Raw genomic sequence first — 14959 nt, 5'->3', positions numbered from 1 at the left:
TCTTCAATACCCGCGCTCATACCCACCTGTGCGCCCATACTGGCGCGGGGTGCGATCATAGCGATAGCTGTCGTCGTAGTTGGCATCATCATACCGACTGTCACCGTCGTCGTAGATGTCATTGCTGTTGTCATAGCCACGGCCGTAGTCGTGGTCGTGATGGTCCTGCCTGCTCCAGCTGCGGCGGGCGATGCCTTCAATCTGGTCCTCGAACTGATCGAGGGATTTGTCGAAGGACTTGCGAATGTATTCCCGACGGTGGAGGAGGATGCCCGGGCCTCCGGTGCGGGCGTAGGCGTGGGCGACTTCTTCGCCGTGGCGGGTCAGGCGCAGATGCACGTCGGCGTTCACTGGACCGTCATCGACTTCAAAAGCCAGCATGTAGTCCGCCGGGGCGCGGTAGGTAGGGCGGAATCCGGAGTCCACGAGGGCGTCTTCCACCTCGGGCAGCAATTCACGCTCGGAGGCGCTGAGTCCACTGGGAATCAAGACGCGGGGAGCGGGGCGGCGACCGGGGCTTACGGGCTCGACGGTTTCGCAGGAGGTCAGGGCGAGCATGCCCAGCAACAGCAGAGTGGGGGAAAGCAACCGATGCATGGGCGTATCCTACGGATTTCTTAAGCATCTGGCAAGGTGGTCCTTGGCAAACATCCGTTGCATTTGGCCGCTGGCGGGGGGTGTCGGTGCGTCTTCTGCACAAGTGTGCTGGCGTCCGGGCGCTCCATTGGTATGCTACGGGGATGTTGCCATTTCGGGCTAGCCTGTTCACGCTGATACTCTCGCTGCCACCACTCCTGGGTGCGGTGGAGTCAAGACCGCTGCTGGACAAGCTCCCGCAAAACAGCATCCAGTCCGCCTTCCAGATCCTGCGCCGCGACTACATTCGCCGTGAGGATCTGAGTTATGAAGAACTGAACCGTGCCGCGCTGCAGGGCTTGCTGGAGCGACTGGACTTCGGGGCAGAGCTGGTGCCGGCCAAGTCCGAGGAAAAGGCGGTGGTGCCGTATGTGCATGCGGAATTTCTCGCGCCGGATGTGGCGTATCTGCGGCCAGAGACTTTTGCCCAGGGCGAGGGCGCCTTGTTTGAGTCAGCGCTGAAGGGCGTCCAGGAAAAGAAGGCAAAGCATTTGATCCTGGACCTGCGCGCTGGTGGCAAGGGTCTCTTTGAAGAGGCTGCGGCCGTGCTGCAGACCTTTCTGCCTTCGGGCGAACTGATGTTCAAGTTGAAGCAGCTTCACAGTGATGACGCCGAGCTCTTCATTTCCAAGAGCGCTCCCATCTGGACGGAGCGTGTGGTGGTGCTCATCGATGGAGAGACTGGTCCTGCGGCGGAGGCCGTGGCTGCGGTGCTGCATGGGCAGGGCAGGGCTCTCTTGATCGGCGAAAAGACACGCGGCGCCTCGGTGAGCTATTCGGATGTGACGCTGGATGAGAATACCATCCTCCGCTACGCCAGCGCGGAGATGCTGCTGCCGGATGGCACCTCGCGGTTCAAGGTGGGGCTGGAGCCCCTGTTCAAGATCGTGGGCAGCCAGAAGGAGAAGCGTCTCGCCTTTGAGGGGAGCCGGGGAAAGTCACATCTGCCGTATGTGAATGACCGGGTACGTCCGCGTTTCAACGAACGCGCCCTGGTGCACGATCAACACCCGGAACTGGATGACTACGTCCGGCGTAGCAAGGGGCAGTCGCTTCCCGGTGACGAAGGCCAGACCCGCGATGCGGTCACCCAGCGGGCGATTGATTTCATCCTGGCGGGGGACTTCGGCGGCGCATCCAAGATCGATTGGAAGCCCAAACACAACCCGGCAGAAGGCCCTGTGGAAAACATCCCCAAGGCGGAGCCTGCCAATCCGACATCGACCAATCCAGAACCATGAGCCTAGCCACGATCGAACCCGGGACAGAGACATCAGAGAAGACCGGAGATGTGCGCATCCTCACCACGGTGACCATTCAGGAGGTGCTGGATGGGCGGAGCTACCGTGCCACGCTGGCCAATGGGAAGCTCGTCCTGGCCTTTGCACTGCCGCTGGATCGCGTGCCGCCCCTGCAGGTGGGGGACCGCAGCCGGGCCATCCTGTCCCTTTGCGATTTCAACGAGGCGAGGCTGATTCCGGACGTTCTGACCGGGGTACGGATCGAGCATCCGATCGTTGATGGTGGCGGGCATGGCCGTGCCTAAATCGTTCACGACCTGATTCTTTTTGGTCACGGAATTCTCCTCGCTTGTCTCCGTGGCACGCGGCATGCTTGGTAACTCGCCTGCATGTCCATCCACGTCGCGCTTCATCACCGGACTTCCTATTCCTACGACCGTCTCATTGCGTTGGGACCCCAGACCATCCGTCTGAGACCGGCTCCGCATTGCCGGACGAAGATCCTGAGCTACTCGCTGAAGGTCGAGCCGAAGCAGCACTTCATCAACTGGCAGCAGGACTCCCACTCGAACTACCTCGCGCGACTCGTGTTTCCGGAGAAGACCCGGGAGTTCGATGTGACCGTGGATCTCGTGGCCGAGATGGCGGTGTACAATCCCTTCGATTTCTTCCTCGAGCCCTCGGCGGAGACCTTTCCCTTCAAGTACGAGCCTTGGCTGAAGAAGGATCTGGCTCCCTTTCTTGAATGGGAGGAACAAAGTCCCAAGCTGTTGCGCTACATCGAGCCCTGGGTGGGCAAGAAGAACATCAGGACCATCGATTTCCTGGTGGGCCTGAATGCGCAGTTGCAGCAGGACATCAGCTACCTCATCCGCATGGAGCCCGGGGTGCAGAGCGTGGAAGAGACGCTTGCCCTGCGCAGTGGATCGTGCCGTGACACGGGCTGGCTGTTGGTGAATATCCTGCGCCGCCTCGGTTTTGCGGCGCGTTTCGTGAGCGGCTATCTCATCCAGCTTACGGCGGATGTGAAGGCGCTCGATGGCCCGAGCGGCACCGAGGTGGACTTCACTGACTTGCATGCGTGGTGCGAGGTGTATCTGCCCGGCGCGGGATGGATTGGACTGGATCCCACGAGCGGTTTGCTTGCGGGCGAGGGACACATTCCGCTGGCCTGCACTCCGGAGCCCATGACCGCGGCTCCCGTGAGCGGTGCAATCGAAAAGGCCGAGTCGACGATGCATCACGAGATGAAAGTGACGCGCATCTATGAATCGCCTCGCGTCACCAAGCCGTACACGGACGAGCAGTGGGCGGAGATTCTGAAATCCGGCCGTGCCGTGGATGACCGTCTGCGTGCGGGCGATGTGCGCCTCACCATGGGTGGCGAGCCGACCTTCATCTCCATCGATGATCCCGATGGTGAGGAGTGGAACTTCGCAGCGAATGGAAAGCGCAAACGCGAACTCTCCGGGGAACTGATCAAGCGTCTGCGCAAGCACTATGCGCCCAAGGGTGGTCTCTTGCACTATGGCCAGGGCAAGTGGTACCCCGGGGAGGCCCTTCCTCGCTGGTCGCTGGGCTGCTGGTGGCGCAAGGATGGTGAGCCTGTCTGGCAGAATCCGGACCTCATCGCAGATGAGAGCAAGAGCTACGCGCACGGTGCCGCAGAGGCGAAGCTGCTGGCGGACCGGCTTATTGCCCACCTCGGTGTGGATGGCCAGTGGCTGCTGCCTGCATACGAGGATGTGTACTACTACATCTGGCGTGAGCGTCGACTGCCGGTGAATGTGGATCCGCTCAACAGCAATCTGAATGACAAGCTGGAGCGGGATCGCATCCGCCGCATCTTTGAGCAGGGCCTTGGCAGCGTGGTGGGTTATGCCCTGCCTCTGCAGCGGAATATTGTGGGAGATGAGCTTGAATGGGCCAGTGGTCCCTGGTTCCTGCGCCGGGAGACATTGTACCTCACTCCTGGGGATTCGCCCATGGGGCTGCGCCTTCCGCTGGATTCCCTGCCGTGGGCGCCGCAGAGCGAGCTTCCCTACAACCCGGAGCCCGATCCCATGGAAGAGCGTGCCGCGCTTCCACCACGACGCAGTCGCGCAGCGCAGATGCATGTGGCCAAGGACGCGGCTGGAAGAGATTCCACCAAGCCGACCCATGCCACCTATCCCTACGGCCCCGAAAGCGCCGTGGCGCAGAAGTCCGGCTCGCGGCAGAAGCTGGCCCCCGCATCCGCGACGGGCACGCGTCAGCCGGAGCAGGGGCGCAGCGCCCCATGGATTGTGCGCACGGCCCTGTGCGTGGAGCCACGCAATGGGAGACTGCATGTCTTCATGCCGCCGGTGACGGCGATTGAAGACTACCTCGACCTCGTGGCGGCCATCGAGGATGCCGCGTCGGACTTGAACATGCCTGTCATTTTGGAAGGTGAGCCACCTCCCCATGATCCGCGTCTCAGCGTGCTCAAGGTGACGCCTGACCCCGGGGTGATCGAAGTGAACGTGCATCCCTCCGCCACGTGGGATGAACTGGTGGAGAAGACCACCATCCTGTACGATGAGGCCCGGCTGACGAGGCTCGGCACAGAGAAGTTCATGGTGGATGGGCGCCACACCGGCACCGGTGGGGGCAATCACATCATCATGGGAGGTGATATACCATCTGACTCTCCCGTGCTGCGTCGTCCAGATTTGCTGCGCTCGCTGCTGAACTACTGGCACAATCACCCTTCGCTCAGCTTCCTGTTCTCCGGCCTGTTCATTGGGCCCACGAGCCAGGCGCCACGAGTGGATGAAGCGCGCAATGACTCGCTGTACGAGTTGCAGCTGGCGTTTGATCAGGTGCCGGATGCCAGTGGGTACATTGCGCCCTGGTTGGTGGATCGTCTATTTCGCCACTTGCTCATCGATGCCACGGGCAACACGCACCGTTCGGAGTTCTGTATCGACAAGCTTTACTCGCCAGACAGCAGTACGGGGCGTCTCGGCCTGGTGGAACTGCGCAGCTATGAGATGCCGCCCGATTCTCGCATGAGCCTCGCGCAGCACCTGATGCTGCGCTCGCTGATTGCGAAGTTCTGGGAGGATCCGTACAAGGCTCCGCTCGTGCGCTGGGGCACAGCCATCCACGATCGCTGGATGCTTCCGCATTTCATCTGGAGTGACTTCGGTGATGTGGTGGCTGATTTGAAGTCCTCGGGCTTTGAGATGAAGTCCGAGTGGTTCGCGCCGCACTACGAGTTTCGTTTCCCCCGCATTGGCACGTTCTCGCAGAAGGATGTGGAGGTGCAGTTCCGCACCGCCCTGGAGCCCTGGCATGTGCTGGGCGAAGAGAATGGCGGCAGTGGCACCGTGCGCTACGTGGACAGCTCGCTGGAACGGATGGAGGTGAAGGTGAAGGGCATGGTGGATCCGCGTCACGTGGTCACCGTGAATGGCAGGCGCCTGCCGCTACACCCCACCGGGGTGAATGGCGAGTATGTCTGCGGGGTGCGCTACCGCGCCTGGCAGCCCCCGGAGTGCCTGCACCCGACCATCGGCATCCATGCACCGCTCACGTTTGACCTGGTCGACACCTGGAACAATCGCTCACTGGGAGGTTGCCGCTACCACGTCACCCATCCGGGGGGCCGGAGCTATGACACCTTCCCGGTGAACGCCTACGAAGCGGAGAGCCGTCGGCTCGCCCGGTTCGAAAACATGGGGCATTCCGGTGGCAAAGTGGTGCCTCCCGCGCCGCCCCTGTCGCGTGAGTTTCCCTTCACACTGGATTTGCGCGCGTAGCGTTCGCGGCCATCATACCATGTGGCCGCTCCCGCCTCTCAAATGATGGAATCACCGTCTGCACCTGCCAACACCTCCGTGGCAGACTTGCTCGCGGCGTGCTCTCGTAGCCCGGCCACGGGATGGGGCGAGGCGTTTGCGCCGGATGGCCAGATACGCCCCGCCTGGCAGCCGTTTCTTTCGTCCCTGTCCAAGCTGACGCTGCAGGACCTGAACGCCCGTCGTGAAGAGGCGAACCAGCTTCTGCGTGAGCATGGCGCCACCTACACCATTTACAACGAGCAGAAGCAGTACACGGACCGGCACTGGCGGCTGGACATCCTGCCGCTCATCATTTCCGCGCAGGAGTGGAGCGGGCTGGAGGCGGCGCTGAAGCAGAGGTCCCGTCTACTGCGCCTGCTCGTGAAGGATATCTACGGTGAGCGTCGCCTGCTCAAGGAAGGGTGGATCCCGCCGTCCCTCGTGCTGGCCAATCCCGGCTTCATCCGAGCGGCGCATGGGGTGAATCCCGCCGGCGGACACATGCTCTTCCACCACGCGGTGGATCTCGCCCGCGGACCGGATGGCCGCTGGGTGGTACTGGCGGATCGCACACAGGCCCCGTCTGGAAAGGGCTACTCGCTGGAGAACCGCATCGTGCTGACCAGCCTTTTCCCGGATGAGTTCCGCTCCATGCATGTGCATCGGCTTGCGGCCTTCTTCCAGGTGGAGCGCGATGCGCTGCGGGCCATGGCGCCGCAGAATCATGCGGATCCGCGAGTGGTGCTTTTCACTCCGGGGCCGCTGAACGAGACTTACTTCGAGCACGCGTACAAAGCGCGCTACCTGGGCTTCCCGCTGGTGGAAGGTGCAGACCTCACCGTGCGAGGTCGCAAGGTGTACCTCAAGACGCTTGAAGGCCTGCGTCAGGTGGATGTGATCGTGCGCCATGTGGACGACACATTCTGTGATCCGCTCGAGCTTCGTGGTGAAACGTGGCTGGGTGTGCCTGGATTGGTCGAGGCCTGGCGTGCCGGTACGGTGGCGATTGCCAATGGCATCGGTAGCGGGGTGATCGAGACTCCAGCGTTGCTTCCTTTCCTTCCGGGACTGTCCCGTCACCTGCTGGGTGAGGACCTGCAGCTTGGCAATGCCGAGACGTGGTGGTGTGGCCAGCCGAAGGAACTGCAGCACGTGGAGGAGAACCTCGATCGCTTCGTGCTAAAGCGCGCTTTTGTCGGTGGCGCGGGACAGCCGGTGTTTGGTTCCCAGCTTTCGGACGCACAGCGGGATGAACTGATGGCGAAGGTGAAGGCCTCGCCTCAAGACTATGCTGCCCAAGAGCGGCTTCCCCTTTCGACTGCGCCGGTGTTTGAGAACGGGAGAATCGAGCGGCACCCGCTGGTGCTGCGGTGCTACATCGTGCCGCATGGCGAGGACTTTGCCGTCATGCCGGGAGGACTCACGCGGGTGAGTCCATCCCCGCAGGGGCTGGTGGTATCCATGCAGGCCGGTGGTATCAGTAAGGACACCTGGGTACTGTCAGAGGGGCCTGTGGAGCAGCTCACATTGCTGCTTCCTCCTTCCGTGGTGGTGCGTCCGGAGAAGATGGCGGGCGAAGTGCCCAGCCGCGTGGCGGATCATTTCTTCTGGCTCGGCCGGTATGTGGAGCGCCTTGAGGATTCCGTGCGTGTGCTGCGCGCTGTGCTGCAGCGAATGACGGGTGAAGGCACCGAAGATCAAGCGCGTGAACTCTCGGCCCTGGTGCCGTGGCTGGTGGCGTTGGGCCGCCTGCCGGATCGCTTTGGCGCGAAGGTGGCGAGTGGCGAACTGCGCGGGGAGCTCTTCGCTTTGATCGATCACTCCAACCGCGATGGCAGCGTGCGCGAGTTGCTGAACCGCGTGAATTTCAACGCGACGGCGCTGCGTGATCGCCTCTCTGATGACACGTGGCGGCTCCTGAACAAGATGGTGCGGCAGGTGAACACGCGAAACGTGCGCTCCCGGGTGCCGGAGGCGCTGGAGTTTCTGAATTCCCTCGTGCTGCAGCTCGCGGCCTTCACGGGCATGGAGATGGAGAACATGACGCGCGGCCACGGCTGGCGCTTCCTGGACCTGGGACGCCGTGTGGAGCGGGCGCAGAATATTCTCACCCTGCTAAAGGCCGCGGTGTATCCGCCGCCACGCAATGACTCGGTGCTGGGGCCTGTGCTGGAAGTGTTCGATAGTGCCATGTCCTATCGGCGCCGTTACCATGCGCGTGCGCAGCTGGCCCCCGTGCTGGACATGCTCATCGCGGACGAGACGAATCCTCGGTCACTCACGTGGCAGCTTCACCAGCTCACCAGACACGCTTCGCAACTGCCCCGTACTGGTCGTGAAGGCGATGCCCACGAGGAAAAGCGCCAGGTGGACGGCATGCTCTCCGAGCTGGCGGGCATCAATTTCGAATCTCTGGTCAAACACGAGGAGGCGAACCCGGGTGCGCTCGTCGAGCTTTTCGATGAGTTGCTCTCGTCGCTTGTCCGTCTCTCGCAGACGATCTCAGCCCACTATTTCAGTCACGCGCTGCCTCACGTGCGTTAGCGAGGCGATCGCCCATGCGTTACGAAATCATCCACCGCACTATCTACAAGTACCAGGAGCACATCTCCGTGGGGCATCACCTTGCGCGCCTGGCGCCGAAGAGTGAAGGCCGCCAGACGCTGCTGTGGCATGGGTTGGACATCGATCCTGCTCCCTCCACGATGGCGGGGCACACGGACTACTTCGGGAATCGGGTGCTCTTCTTCGCTTTGCATGGCTCTCACAAGGAACTCGTGGTCACGGCCCACAGCCGTGTGATCGTGAATGACCCGGTGATTCCAGATCCCATGACCACCCCTCCGTGGGAAACGCTGCGCGATGGTGTGCGTGCCGATGAACTCACGCCGGATGCGGAGGCGGGTGAGTTCTCTTTTCCCTCGCCCTTCATCAAGCCGGATCCAGTGTTCGCGAAGTACGCGCTCACCTCGTTCATACCGGGACGTGCCGTGCTGGCTGCTGCGATTGAGCTGAACTCACGGATGTTCCGCGACTTCAAATTTGATCCGAAGGCAACGGATGTGGCGACGCCGATTCTTGAAGCCTTCAAGTTGCGTCGCGGCGTGTGCCAGGACTTCGCGCAGATCTACATTGCCTGCCTGCGCTCGATTGGATTGCCCGTACAGTATGTCAGCGGCTATCTGGAAACGCTGCCGCCTCCCGGCAAGCCGAAGATGGTGGGCGCTGATGCTTCCCACGCGTGGGTGAGTGTCTGGTGCGGAGCCCAGCACGGCTGGGTCGATCTGGATCCCACGAACAACTGCCTGCCGACCTCGCGGCACATCTCGGTGGCGATTGGCCGCGACTTTGGCGATGTGTCTCCTCTGCGTGGTGTCGTGTATGGCAGCGGCGACCAGGAGCTCAAGGTGCAGGTGGATGTGAAACCGATGCCGGAGCTGAAGCTGGTGGAGGGAACACAAACGCAAAGCCAGTCACAAGGCCAGTCCCAGAGTCAGTAGTAACTCTACTACTTCGGCCCGTTCAGCAGTTCCTTGAGAGCTCGTTCCAGCTTTGGCCAGTGGACGGGCTTGGTGAGGTGCTCGGAGAAGCCCGCCTTGCGGGAGCGCTCCACATCGCGCTCGGTGCCGTAGCCACTGAGCGCGATGCCACGGGTGGGGCGGATCTGATTCAGCTTCGCGAGCAGTTCGGTGCCGCTGCCATCCGGCAGACCGATGTCGCTGATGACGCAGTCCATCGGCTGCTTCTCGCACAAGCGTACTGCTTCTCCAATGCTGCCGGCCAGGTGCACTTGATAGCCTTCGCGGGAAATGATGCGACCGAGCACCTTTGCCGTGTCGATGTGGTCTTCCACGAGAAGAAGGTGAATGGACGCATGTCCATCAACGTCGTTCGCGGGTCCGCTGGCGGGTGTTGACACAGAAACCGCCGGTGCCTGCTTTGTGCACCGCAGGGTGACGGCGAAGGCGGCGCCACCTGTGGTGGGATCGCTCTCTGCCTGGATGGTACCGCTATGCGCGTCCACGAGTGCCTTCGCGATGGCGAGTCCCAAGCCCAAGCCGCCGAAGTGACGCGTGATTTCCGGGCTGCCCTGCTCGAAGGCATCGAAGATTCTGCCAATGAAGGAGGGATCGATACCCACGCCGGTATCCTTTACCTCGGCGATGATGCGTTCGCCCGGCTCGTTTCTGGTGGAAATGACAATGCGACCCCCGGCGGGGGTGAACTTCACCGCGTTCTTGAGCAGGTTCCAGAATACCTGCTGCATCCGCGCCGGATCCGCCTGCACGGTGCAGAGTGAAGCATCAAGCTGCCAGACGAGAGTGAGCTGCTTGTGCGCGATGTCCTCCTGACAGGTTTCCACCGCGTGGTGCAGCAGGCTGTGCAAATCCGTGGGCCGGAGATCGACCTCCAGTTTGCCACGGGAAATGCGGGTGAGATCGAGCAGGTCATCGATCAGGCGGGCCTCCAACTCCACATTGCGGCGAATGACCGCGAGCATGTTGCGCAGTTGCTCCGGATCGGAGTTCTCCACGTCCGTGGCCGTGACTGCTGCCAGCACCGGCGTGAGCGGGGTGCGCAGCTCATGGGACAGTGCTGCGAGGAACTGGTCCTTTCGCGCATTGGCCTCCTGGGTCTCCAGAAAGAGCTGCTCCATTTCGCGGCGCTGCTGTTCCAGCAGGCGTTCCGTGTGCGCCTTGTACATGGCATTTTCCACGGCACGGTGCAGCAGATCTGGATTCAGACGATCCTTCACCAGGTAGTCCTGTGCACCGGCTTTCATGACTTGCACGGCAATGGCTTCGTTTCCTGTGCCGGTGAGCATGACCACGGGGAAGCTGCGAGGACCTCCCACGGACACGAGTTCCTGCAGGAACTCGACTCCATTGCCATCGTGAAGGTGGTAATCCAGCAGGATGCAGTCGGGACGCTCGCTCAGCACGATGTCCATGGCGCCTTCCACGGAGTTGTGCTCGACGAACTCGTAGTTGCTGCCTGGAGCTTTGGTCAGGTAGCGCCGACACGTTTCCCGGTCGATTCCATTGTCGTCCAGGATGAGCAGTTTACGGATGGGGGGGAGTCCGTCCATGGGTGGCGAGGTCCTTTAGAGAACAGAGGACTGGCGCCACAAATGAACCATGTGGTCAATCGCTTCGTCGGTGATGGTGTTGTCGGCGGCCTTCGATCGAAAATCGTTGGCGCCGCCCTTGAGGCAACGCTCTTGCACCTCCGGGTCGCTCACGGCACTCCACACCACGACGGGAATGTCCTTGAATGCCTCATCCGACTTCATCCGGATCAGCAATTCCTGGCCGTCACCATCAGGGAGCTTCAGATCCAGCACGAGCAGGGCGGGCATGGGCATCTGGGCAATGCCTGCTTTCCAACGGCCCAGATGATCGTGAACTTCATCCACGCCGGTGCACCGATGCACGGGAGCTTCGACGCTGAGCTTTTTCAGACGGCGCAGCACAGTTTCATAGTCGGCATCTTGATCCTCCACGACGAGGATGGGACGTGCGCTGCGGGAGAACATGGATTTCATGAGGCGGTGGGCAGGGTGAAAAGAAACGTGGATCCGCCTTCGGGTGGGGCCTCGATCCAGATGCGCCCGCCATGCTTTTCCACAATGGTCTTTACGATGGCGAGGCCGGCGCCGGTTCCCTTGCCGTAGCGATTGTCCGGGTGCAGGCGGCGGAAGATCTGGAAGACGGCCTCACGGTGCTTCTCACGAATACCGATGCCGTTGTCCTGAACGTAGAGCGTGAGCGGCTCATCGGGCGCAGTTGGCGGGCGTGCACCTACCTCCACCCATTTGTGGGGGCTGGTGTTGTAGCGAATCGCGTTGCTGATGAGGTTGGAAAACACTTCTCGAATCAGGATGGGATCGCACGAGGCCTCAGGGAGCGGATGTGGCCGTTTTAATTCGGCGCCACTTTCATGGAGCAGGGAGGAAAGAGCCTCACTGCAATCACTTACCGCCGCATCCAGCCGGGTGGCCTTGCGCCGGATTTCCATTCTCCCCACCTTGGAGAAGTGATTCAGCTCATCGAGCAGTTCCTCGCAATAGACGGCGAGCTCAGTGATTTTGCGAAGCCTGGCGAGGGCATCCTCGTTCAGAGACTCGGCGTGGTCTTCCTGGAGGAACCGGGTGTAGTTGGCCATGCCCCGCAAGGGCTCGCGGAGGTCATGGGACGCGATGTAGGCGAAGGAATTGAGGTCGGTGTTTTTCTTTTCCAGCTCGGCATTCAGCCGGCTCAGATTCTCAGTGCGGCGTAGGAGCAAGGCATTGAGGGCGGCTCGCAGTTCCTCTGCACCGTGCGTCTCCGCAGCAGTCCAGGGGAGTGATCTACCGGTCACCTGCTGCTTCCAGGTCGCGAAGGATTTGCGGGGATGCAGGGCGAGTTTATCGGTGGTGGGCTTGTAGGGATTGCCCGCCCAGGTCACAGTTGTGATGACCTCCGGTCGGAACCAGAGAACATACTGCGGCTCCACGCGGGAAAGCTTCACGGCGAGCAGACCGCTGGCGTTCTTCGTGAACGCCGTCGCGGCGGGATAGTGAGTGCTGAGTGCATCTGTGGCGATGACCGTATCGAAGTCCTGCTGCTGGATCCAATGCACCAGCCCTTCCACCGCAGCTTCGTCCGGGGTGGCGCCGAGGAGGGTTACCTTCCTATTCACGTAGATGGCGGCCCCTCCTGCACTCATGAAGGTGAGGAGCTGCGGTGCGAACTTCACCAGGGCCTCCACGAAGTTCTGCTCCTCGGCGATGATGTCGAAGAAGCGCGTCTGGATGCGGGTGGCCTGGTAGTGGAGGGTGAGACGTTCCTTCTCCTCCTTCGCGGCGATCTCCAGCGAGGCCACCTGACCGTACATCTCACACGCGCTGCGGATCGCGTGAGGAAGCTGCAATGACGTGCGGTGGTGGCAGGCGATGAGGCCCCAGAGGCGATCCTCCACGATGACGGAGATGGACATGGAGGCGGCTACATCCATGTTTCGCAGGTACTCCAGATGCACTGGTGAGACGCTGCGTAGATTGGAAAAGCTGAGATCCAAGGGGCGCCCCGTCTGTGGATTCACCGGAGGCTCCAGTGGTACCGGTTGATAAGTTGCGTCCGGTATGATGCGCAGCCAGTTCTTCCGGTACAGAGCGCGTGCCTGCTCGGGAATGTCTGAAGCGGGGAAGTGGTGGCCCATGTAGGCATCCACATCTGCGGTGAGACACTCGCCCACGACCTCGCCATGCCAGTCAGTATCGAAGCGGTACACCATCACGCGCTCGAAGCCGCTCAGCTTCGCGATGAACTCCGCCATGTTCTGGTACAGGGCGACGGGATTTTCTGCCGTTCGCAGGTCGGCAAACGCCTGCTGCATGCGCCGGTGCAGGCTGGGATTTTCCTCAGCCGCGGGCTCCACTTCGACAATGAGCACGCCATCATGGCGGTGAAGCACGCAGTGATAATGCTGACCCTGCAAGGTGACAGGGACTGGAGAGACGTTGGCAGGATTCGCGTCGCGGCAGGCGGCGCTGATCTTCTCCGAGTCCGCGCGGAAGATGTCGTGCACATCCCTCCCAAGCAACTGCTCGGGGCCAAGACCGGTGATGCCCACGCTGTTCGTGCTGGCCTGAATGCATACGAGATCGGGCTCACGCATGACCATGAGCACCCCATGTGGCTGGATGGCGCCGGGAATGTGAATGGGCTCGCGACTGCAGATCGCGAGTGCTGCTTGATCGATGGTCTTGTGCTCCGTCATGCGTGGAGGCCTTCGTGTGCAATCCATCGTTGCAGGGAGCGAAAGGTCGCATCTGCACCGCGGATGATTTTGCCATGGTCAGCGTGTTCCGCGAACCCCTCCAGGGAATTGCAGAATTGCTTCCACATGGTTCCCGTGTCCTCACCGTAGCCGCGGAAGAAACGGCGGGCGTGCTCGCTGATGGGACTGGTCTGAAGCATGGCGGAAATATGTCGGCCGCCGAGCGTGGAGCCTTCGAGGACGTAGAAGCTGCCGAAGGCGAAATCGTTCTCGTTCACCACAGGCAGGTCCTCGCAGGTGGGCAGGCTGTTGATTTGATCCGCTCCGAGTCCGAGGGCCTGAAGGTCCTGTTTGATCCAGTCTGCCTTGCGCCGTTCGTCGAAGTGGATGCCTTCCAGTTCCCACTCTTGTGCCTCGGACAACTGCTCCTCCATGGGAGCGTAGAAACCATGGAAGACCTCAAGCAATTTCCGGTAGCTGGATTCATTCCCGAGTGTCCGTGCGATTTGCACTGCATCCTCCAGTTCGCGGTGGGACTGCGCCGTTTCCTGGCGAAGGCGGGGAAGGAGAGATGGTCGATCAGGCACGAGAAGAAAGATTTATGCCATCAGAATCGGATGAGCATGGCCATCCGAAAAAGAAATCGCAACGCAATTTCCCGACAGTAAGATTTCGTCTTCCGGTGCGCTCAGACAGGCAATCAGCCGCCGTCGCCACCACCCTTACCGGTCGGGGCAATGACTGCTTCGTGCACGGTGGCGAGCGCGTAGTCGCGGTTCATCTTCGCGATCCAGCGGACGCTGATGTCCTTGGGACAGGCGCCTTCGCATTCGTAGTGGTTGGAGCAGTTGCCGAATCCGGCGGCGTCCATGGCGCGGACCATGCCGAGCACACGGCGGTGTTTTTCCGGCTGGCCCTGGGGCAGCATGTTGAGCTGGCCGGCCTTGGCAGAGGTGAAGAGCATGGCGCTGGCATTCGGGCAGGCGGCCACACAGGCGCCACAGCCGATGCACTCCGCGGCGTCCATGGAGGAGTCCGCGGCTTCCTTGGAGATGGGCAAGGCATTGGCGTCCTGCACCGAACCGGTGCGTACACTGATGAAGCCACCGGCGATCTGAATCTTCTCGAATGAGGTGCGATCCACCGCGAGGTCCTTGATGACCGGGAAGGCCACGGCACGGAAGGGTTCCACCCAGATGGTGTCGCCATCATGGAATTTCCGCATGTGAAGCTGGCAGGTGGTGGTGGAAACCTCGGGACCGTGGGCGCGGCCGTTGATCACCATGGAGCACATGCCGCAAATGCCTTCGCGACAATCATGGTCGAACGCGATGGGATCTGCTCCGGCCGTGATGATGCGCTGGTTGATGATGTCCATCATCTCCAGGAAAGAAGCGGACTCTGGAATGTCCTTGGCTTCGATGTCCTGGAAGTAGCCTTTGGCATTGGCACTTGCCTGGCGCCAGACTTTCAGGTGGAGGTTCAGTGTGCGGGCCATGGAAGGTGATGGGTGCG

Annotated in this window: 11 protein-coding genes; 5 read left to right on the top strand and 6 right to left on the bottom strand. The window is 61.5% G+C overall.

Annotation, left to right across the window (positions count from 1 at the left end; genetic code table 11):
* Positions 1-3 precede the first annotated feature (3 nt).
* Positions 4-597 (bottom strand): hypothetical protein, encoded by a 594-nt coding sequence (locus G5S37_RS21630; RefSeq protein ID WP_165206542.1) that lies wholly within the window; start codon positions 595-597, stop codon positions 4-6.
* Positions 598-740: 143 nt separating this feature from the next.
* On the opposite strand from G5S37_RS21630, the gene G5S37_RS21625 reads away from it, so the two are divergent.
* From G5S37_RS21625 to G5S37_RS21605, 5 genes are all read left to right on the top strand, one after another.
* Positions 741-1877, top strand: a complete 1137-nt coding sequence (locus G5S37_RS21625) for a S41 family peptidase (protein ID WP_165206540.1) — start codon at positions 741-743, stop codon at positions 1875-1877.
* Positions 1874-2182 carry a hypothetical protein gene (locus G5S37_RS21620; RefSeq protein ID WP_165206538.1) on the top strand — a complete coding sequence of 103 codons (309 nt, stop codon included), beginning with the start codon at positions 1874-1876 and terminating at the stop codon, positions 2180-2182. Before G5S37_RS21625 ends, G5S37_RS21620 begins: the two co-directional genes overlap by 4 nt.
* Positions 2183-2266: 84 nt before the next feature.
* The gene (locus G5S37_RS21615; protein ID WP_165206536.1) at positions 2267-5662 is read left to right on the top strand and encodes a transglutaminase family protein; all 3396 of its coding nucleotides are present in this window, start codon (positions 2267-2269) and stop codon (positions 5660-5662) included.
* Between the two features lie 42 nt (positions 5663-5704).
* Positions 5705-8227 (top strand): circularly permuted type 2 ATP-grasp protein, encoded by a 2523-nt coding sequence (locus G5S37_RS21610; RefSeq protein ID WP_165206534.1) that lies wholly within the window; start codon positions 5705-5707, stop codon positions 8225-8227.
* A gap of 14 nt (positions 8228-8241) precedes the next feature.
* The gene (locus G5S37_RS21605; RefSeq protein WP_165206532.1) at positions 8242-9183 is read left to right on the top strand and encodes a transglutaminase family protein; all 942 of its coding nucleotides are present in this window, start codon (positions 8242-8244) and stop codon (positions 9181-9183) included.
* Between the two features lie 8 nt (positions 9184-9191).
* Here G5S37_RS21605 and G5S37_RS21600 read toward each other — a convergent pair whose 3' ends face one another.
* From G5S37_RS21600 to G5S37_RS21580, 5 genes are all read right to left on the bottom strand, one after another.
* Positions 9192-10772, bottom strand: coding sequence for a hybrid sensor histidine kinase/response regulator (locus G5S37_RS21600; protein ID WP_165206530.1), 1581 nt, complete (start codon positions 10770-10772; stop codon positions 9192-9194).
* A gap of 15 nt (positions 10773-10787) precedes the next feature.
* Positions 10788-11228, bottom strand: a complete 441-nt coding sequence (locus G5S37_RS21595) for a response regulator (RefSeq protein ID WP_165206528.1) — start codon at positions 11226-11228, stop codon at positions 10788-10790.
* Positions 11225-13444, bottom strand: a complete 2220-nt coding sequence (locus G5S37_RS21590) for an ATP-binding protein (RefSeq protein ID WP_165206526.1) — start codon at positions 13442-13444, stop codon at positions 11225-11227. The genes G5S37_RS21595 and G5S37_RS21590 overlap by 4 nt, the downstream gene beginning before the upstream one ends.
* On the bottom strand, positions 13441-14031 hold the full coding sequence (locus G5S37_RS21585) for a biliverdin-producing heme oxygenase (RefSeq protein ID WP_165206524.1): 591 nt from the start codon (positions 14029-14031) through the stop codon (positions 13441-13443). The genes G5S37_RS21590 and G5S37_RS21585 overlap by 4 nt, the downstream gene beginning before the upstream one ends.
* 113 nt (positions 14032-14144) lie before the next feature.
* On the bottom strand, positions 14145-14942 hold the full coding sequence (locus G5S37_RS21580) for a succinate dehydrogenase/fumarate reductase iron-sulfur subunit (protein WP_165206522.1): 798 nt from the start codon (positions 14940-14942) through the stop codon (positions 14145-14147).
* Between the last annotated feature and the right edge of the window lie 17 nt (positions 14943-14959).

It is taken from the genome of Roseimicrobium sp. ORNL1 (assembly GCF_011044495.1).
Taxonomy (GTDB): domain Bacteria; phylum Verrucomicrobiota; class Verrucomicrobiia; order Verrucomicrobiales; family Verrucomicrobiaceae; genus Roseimicrobium.
Note: the sequence above shows the minus strand (reverse complement) of the source record. Positions and strands in the feature narration are given on the sequence as shown.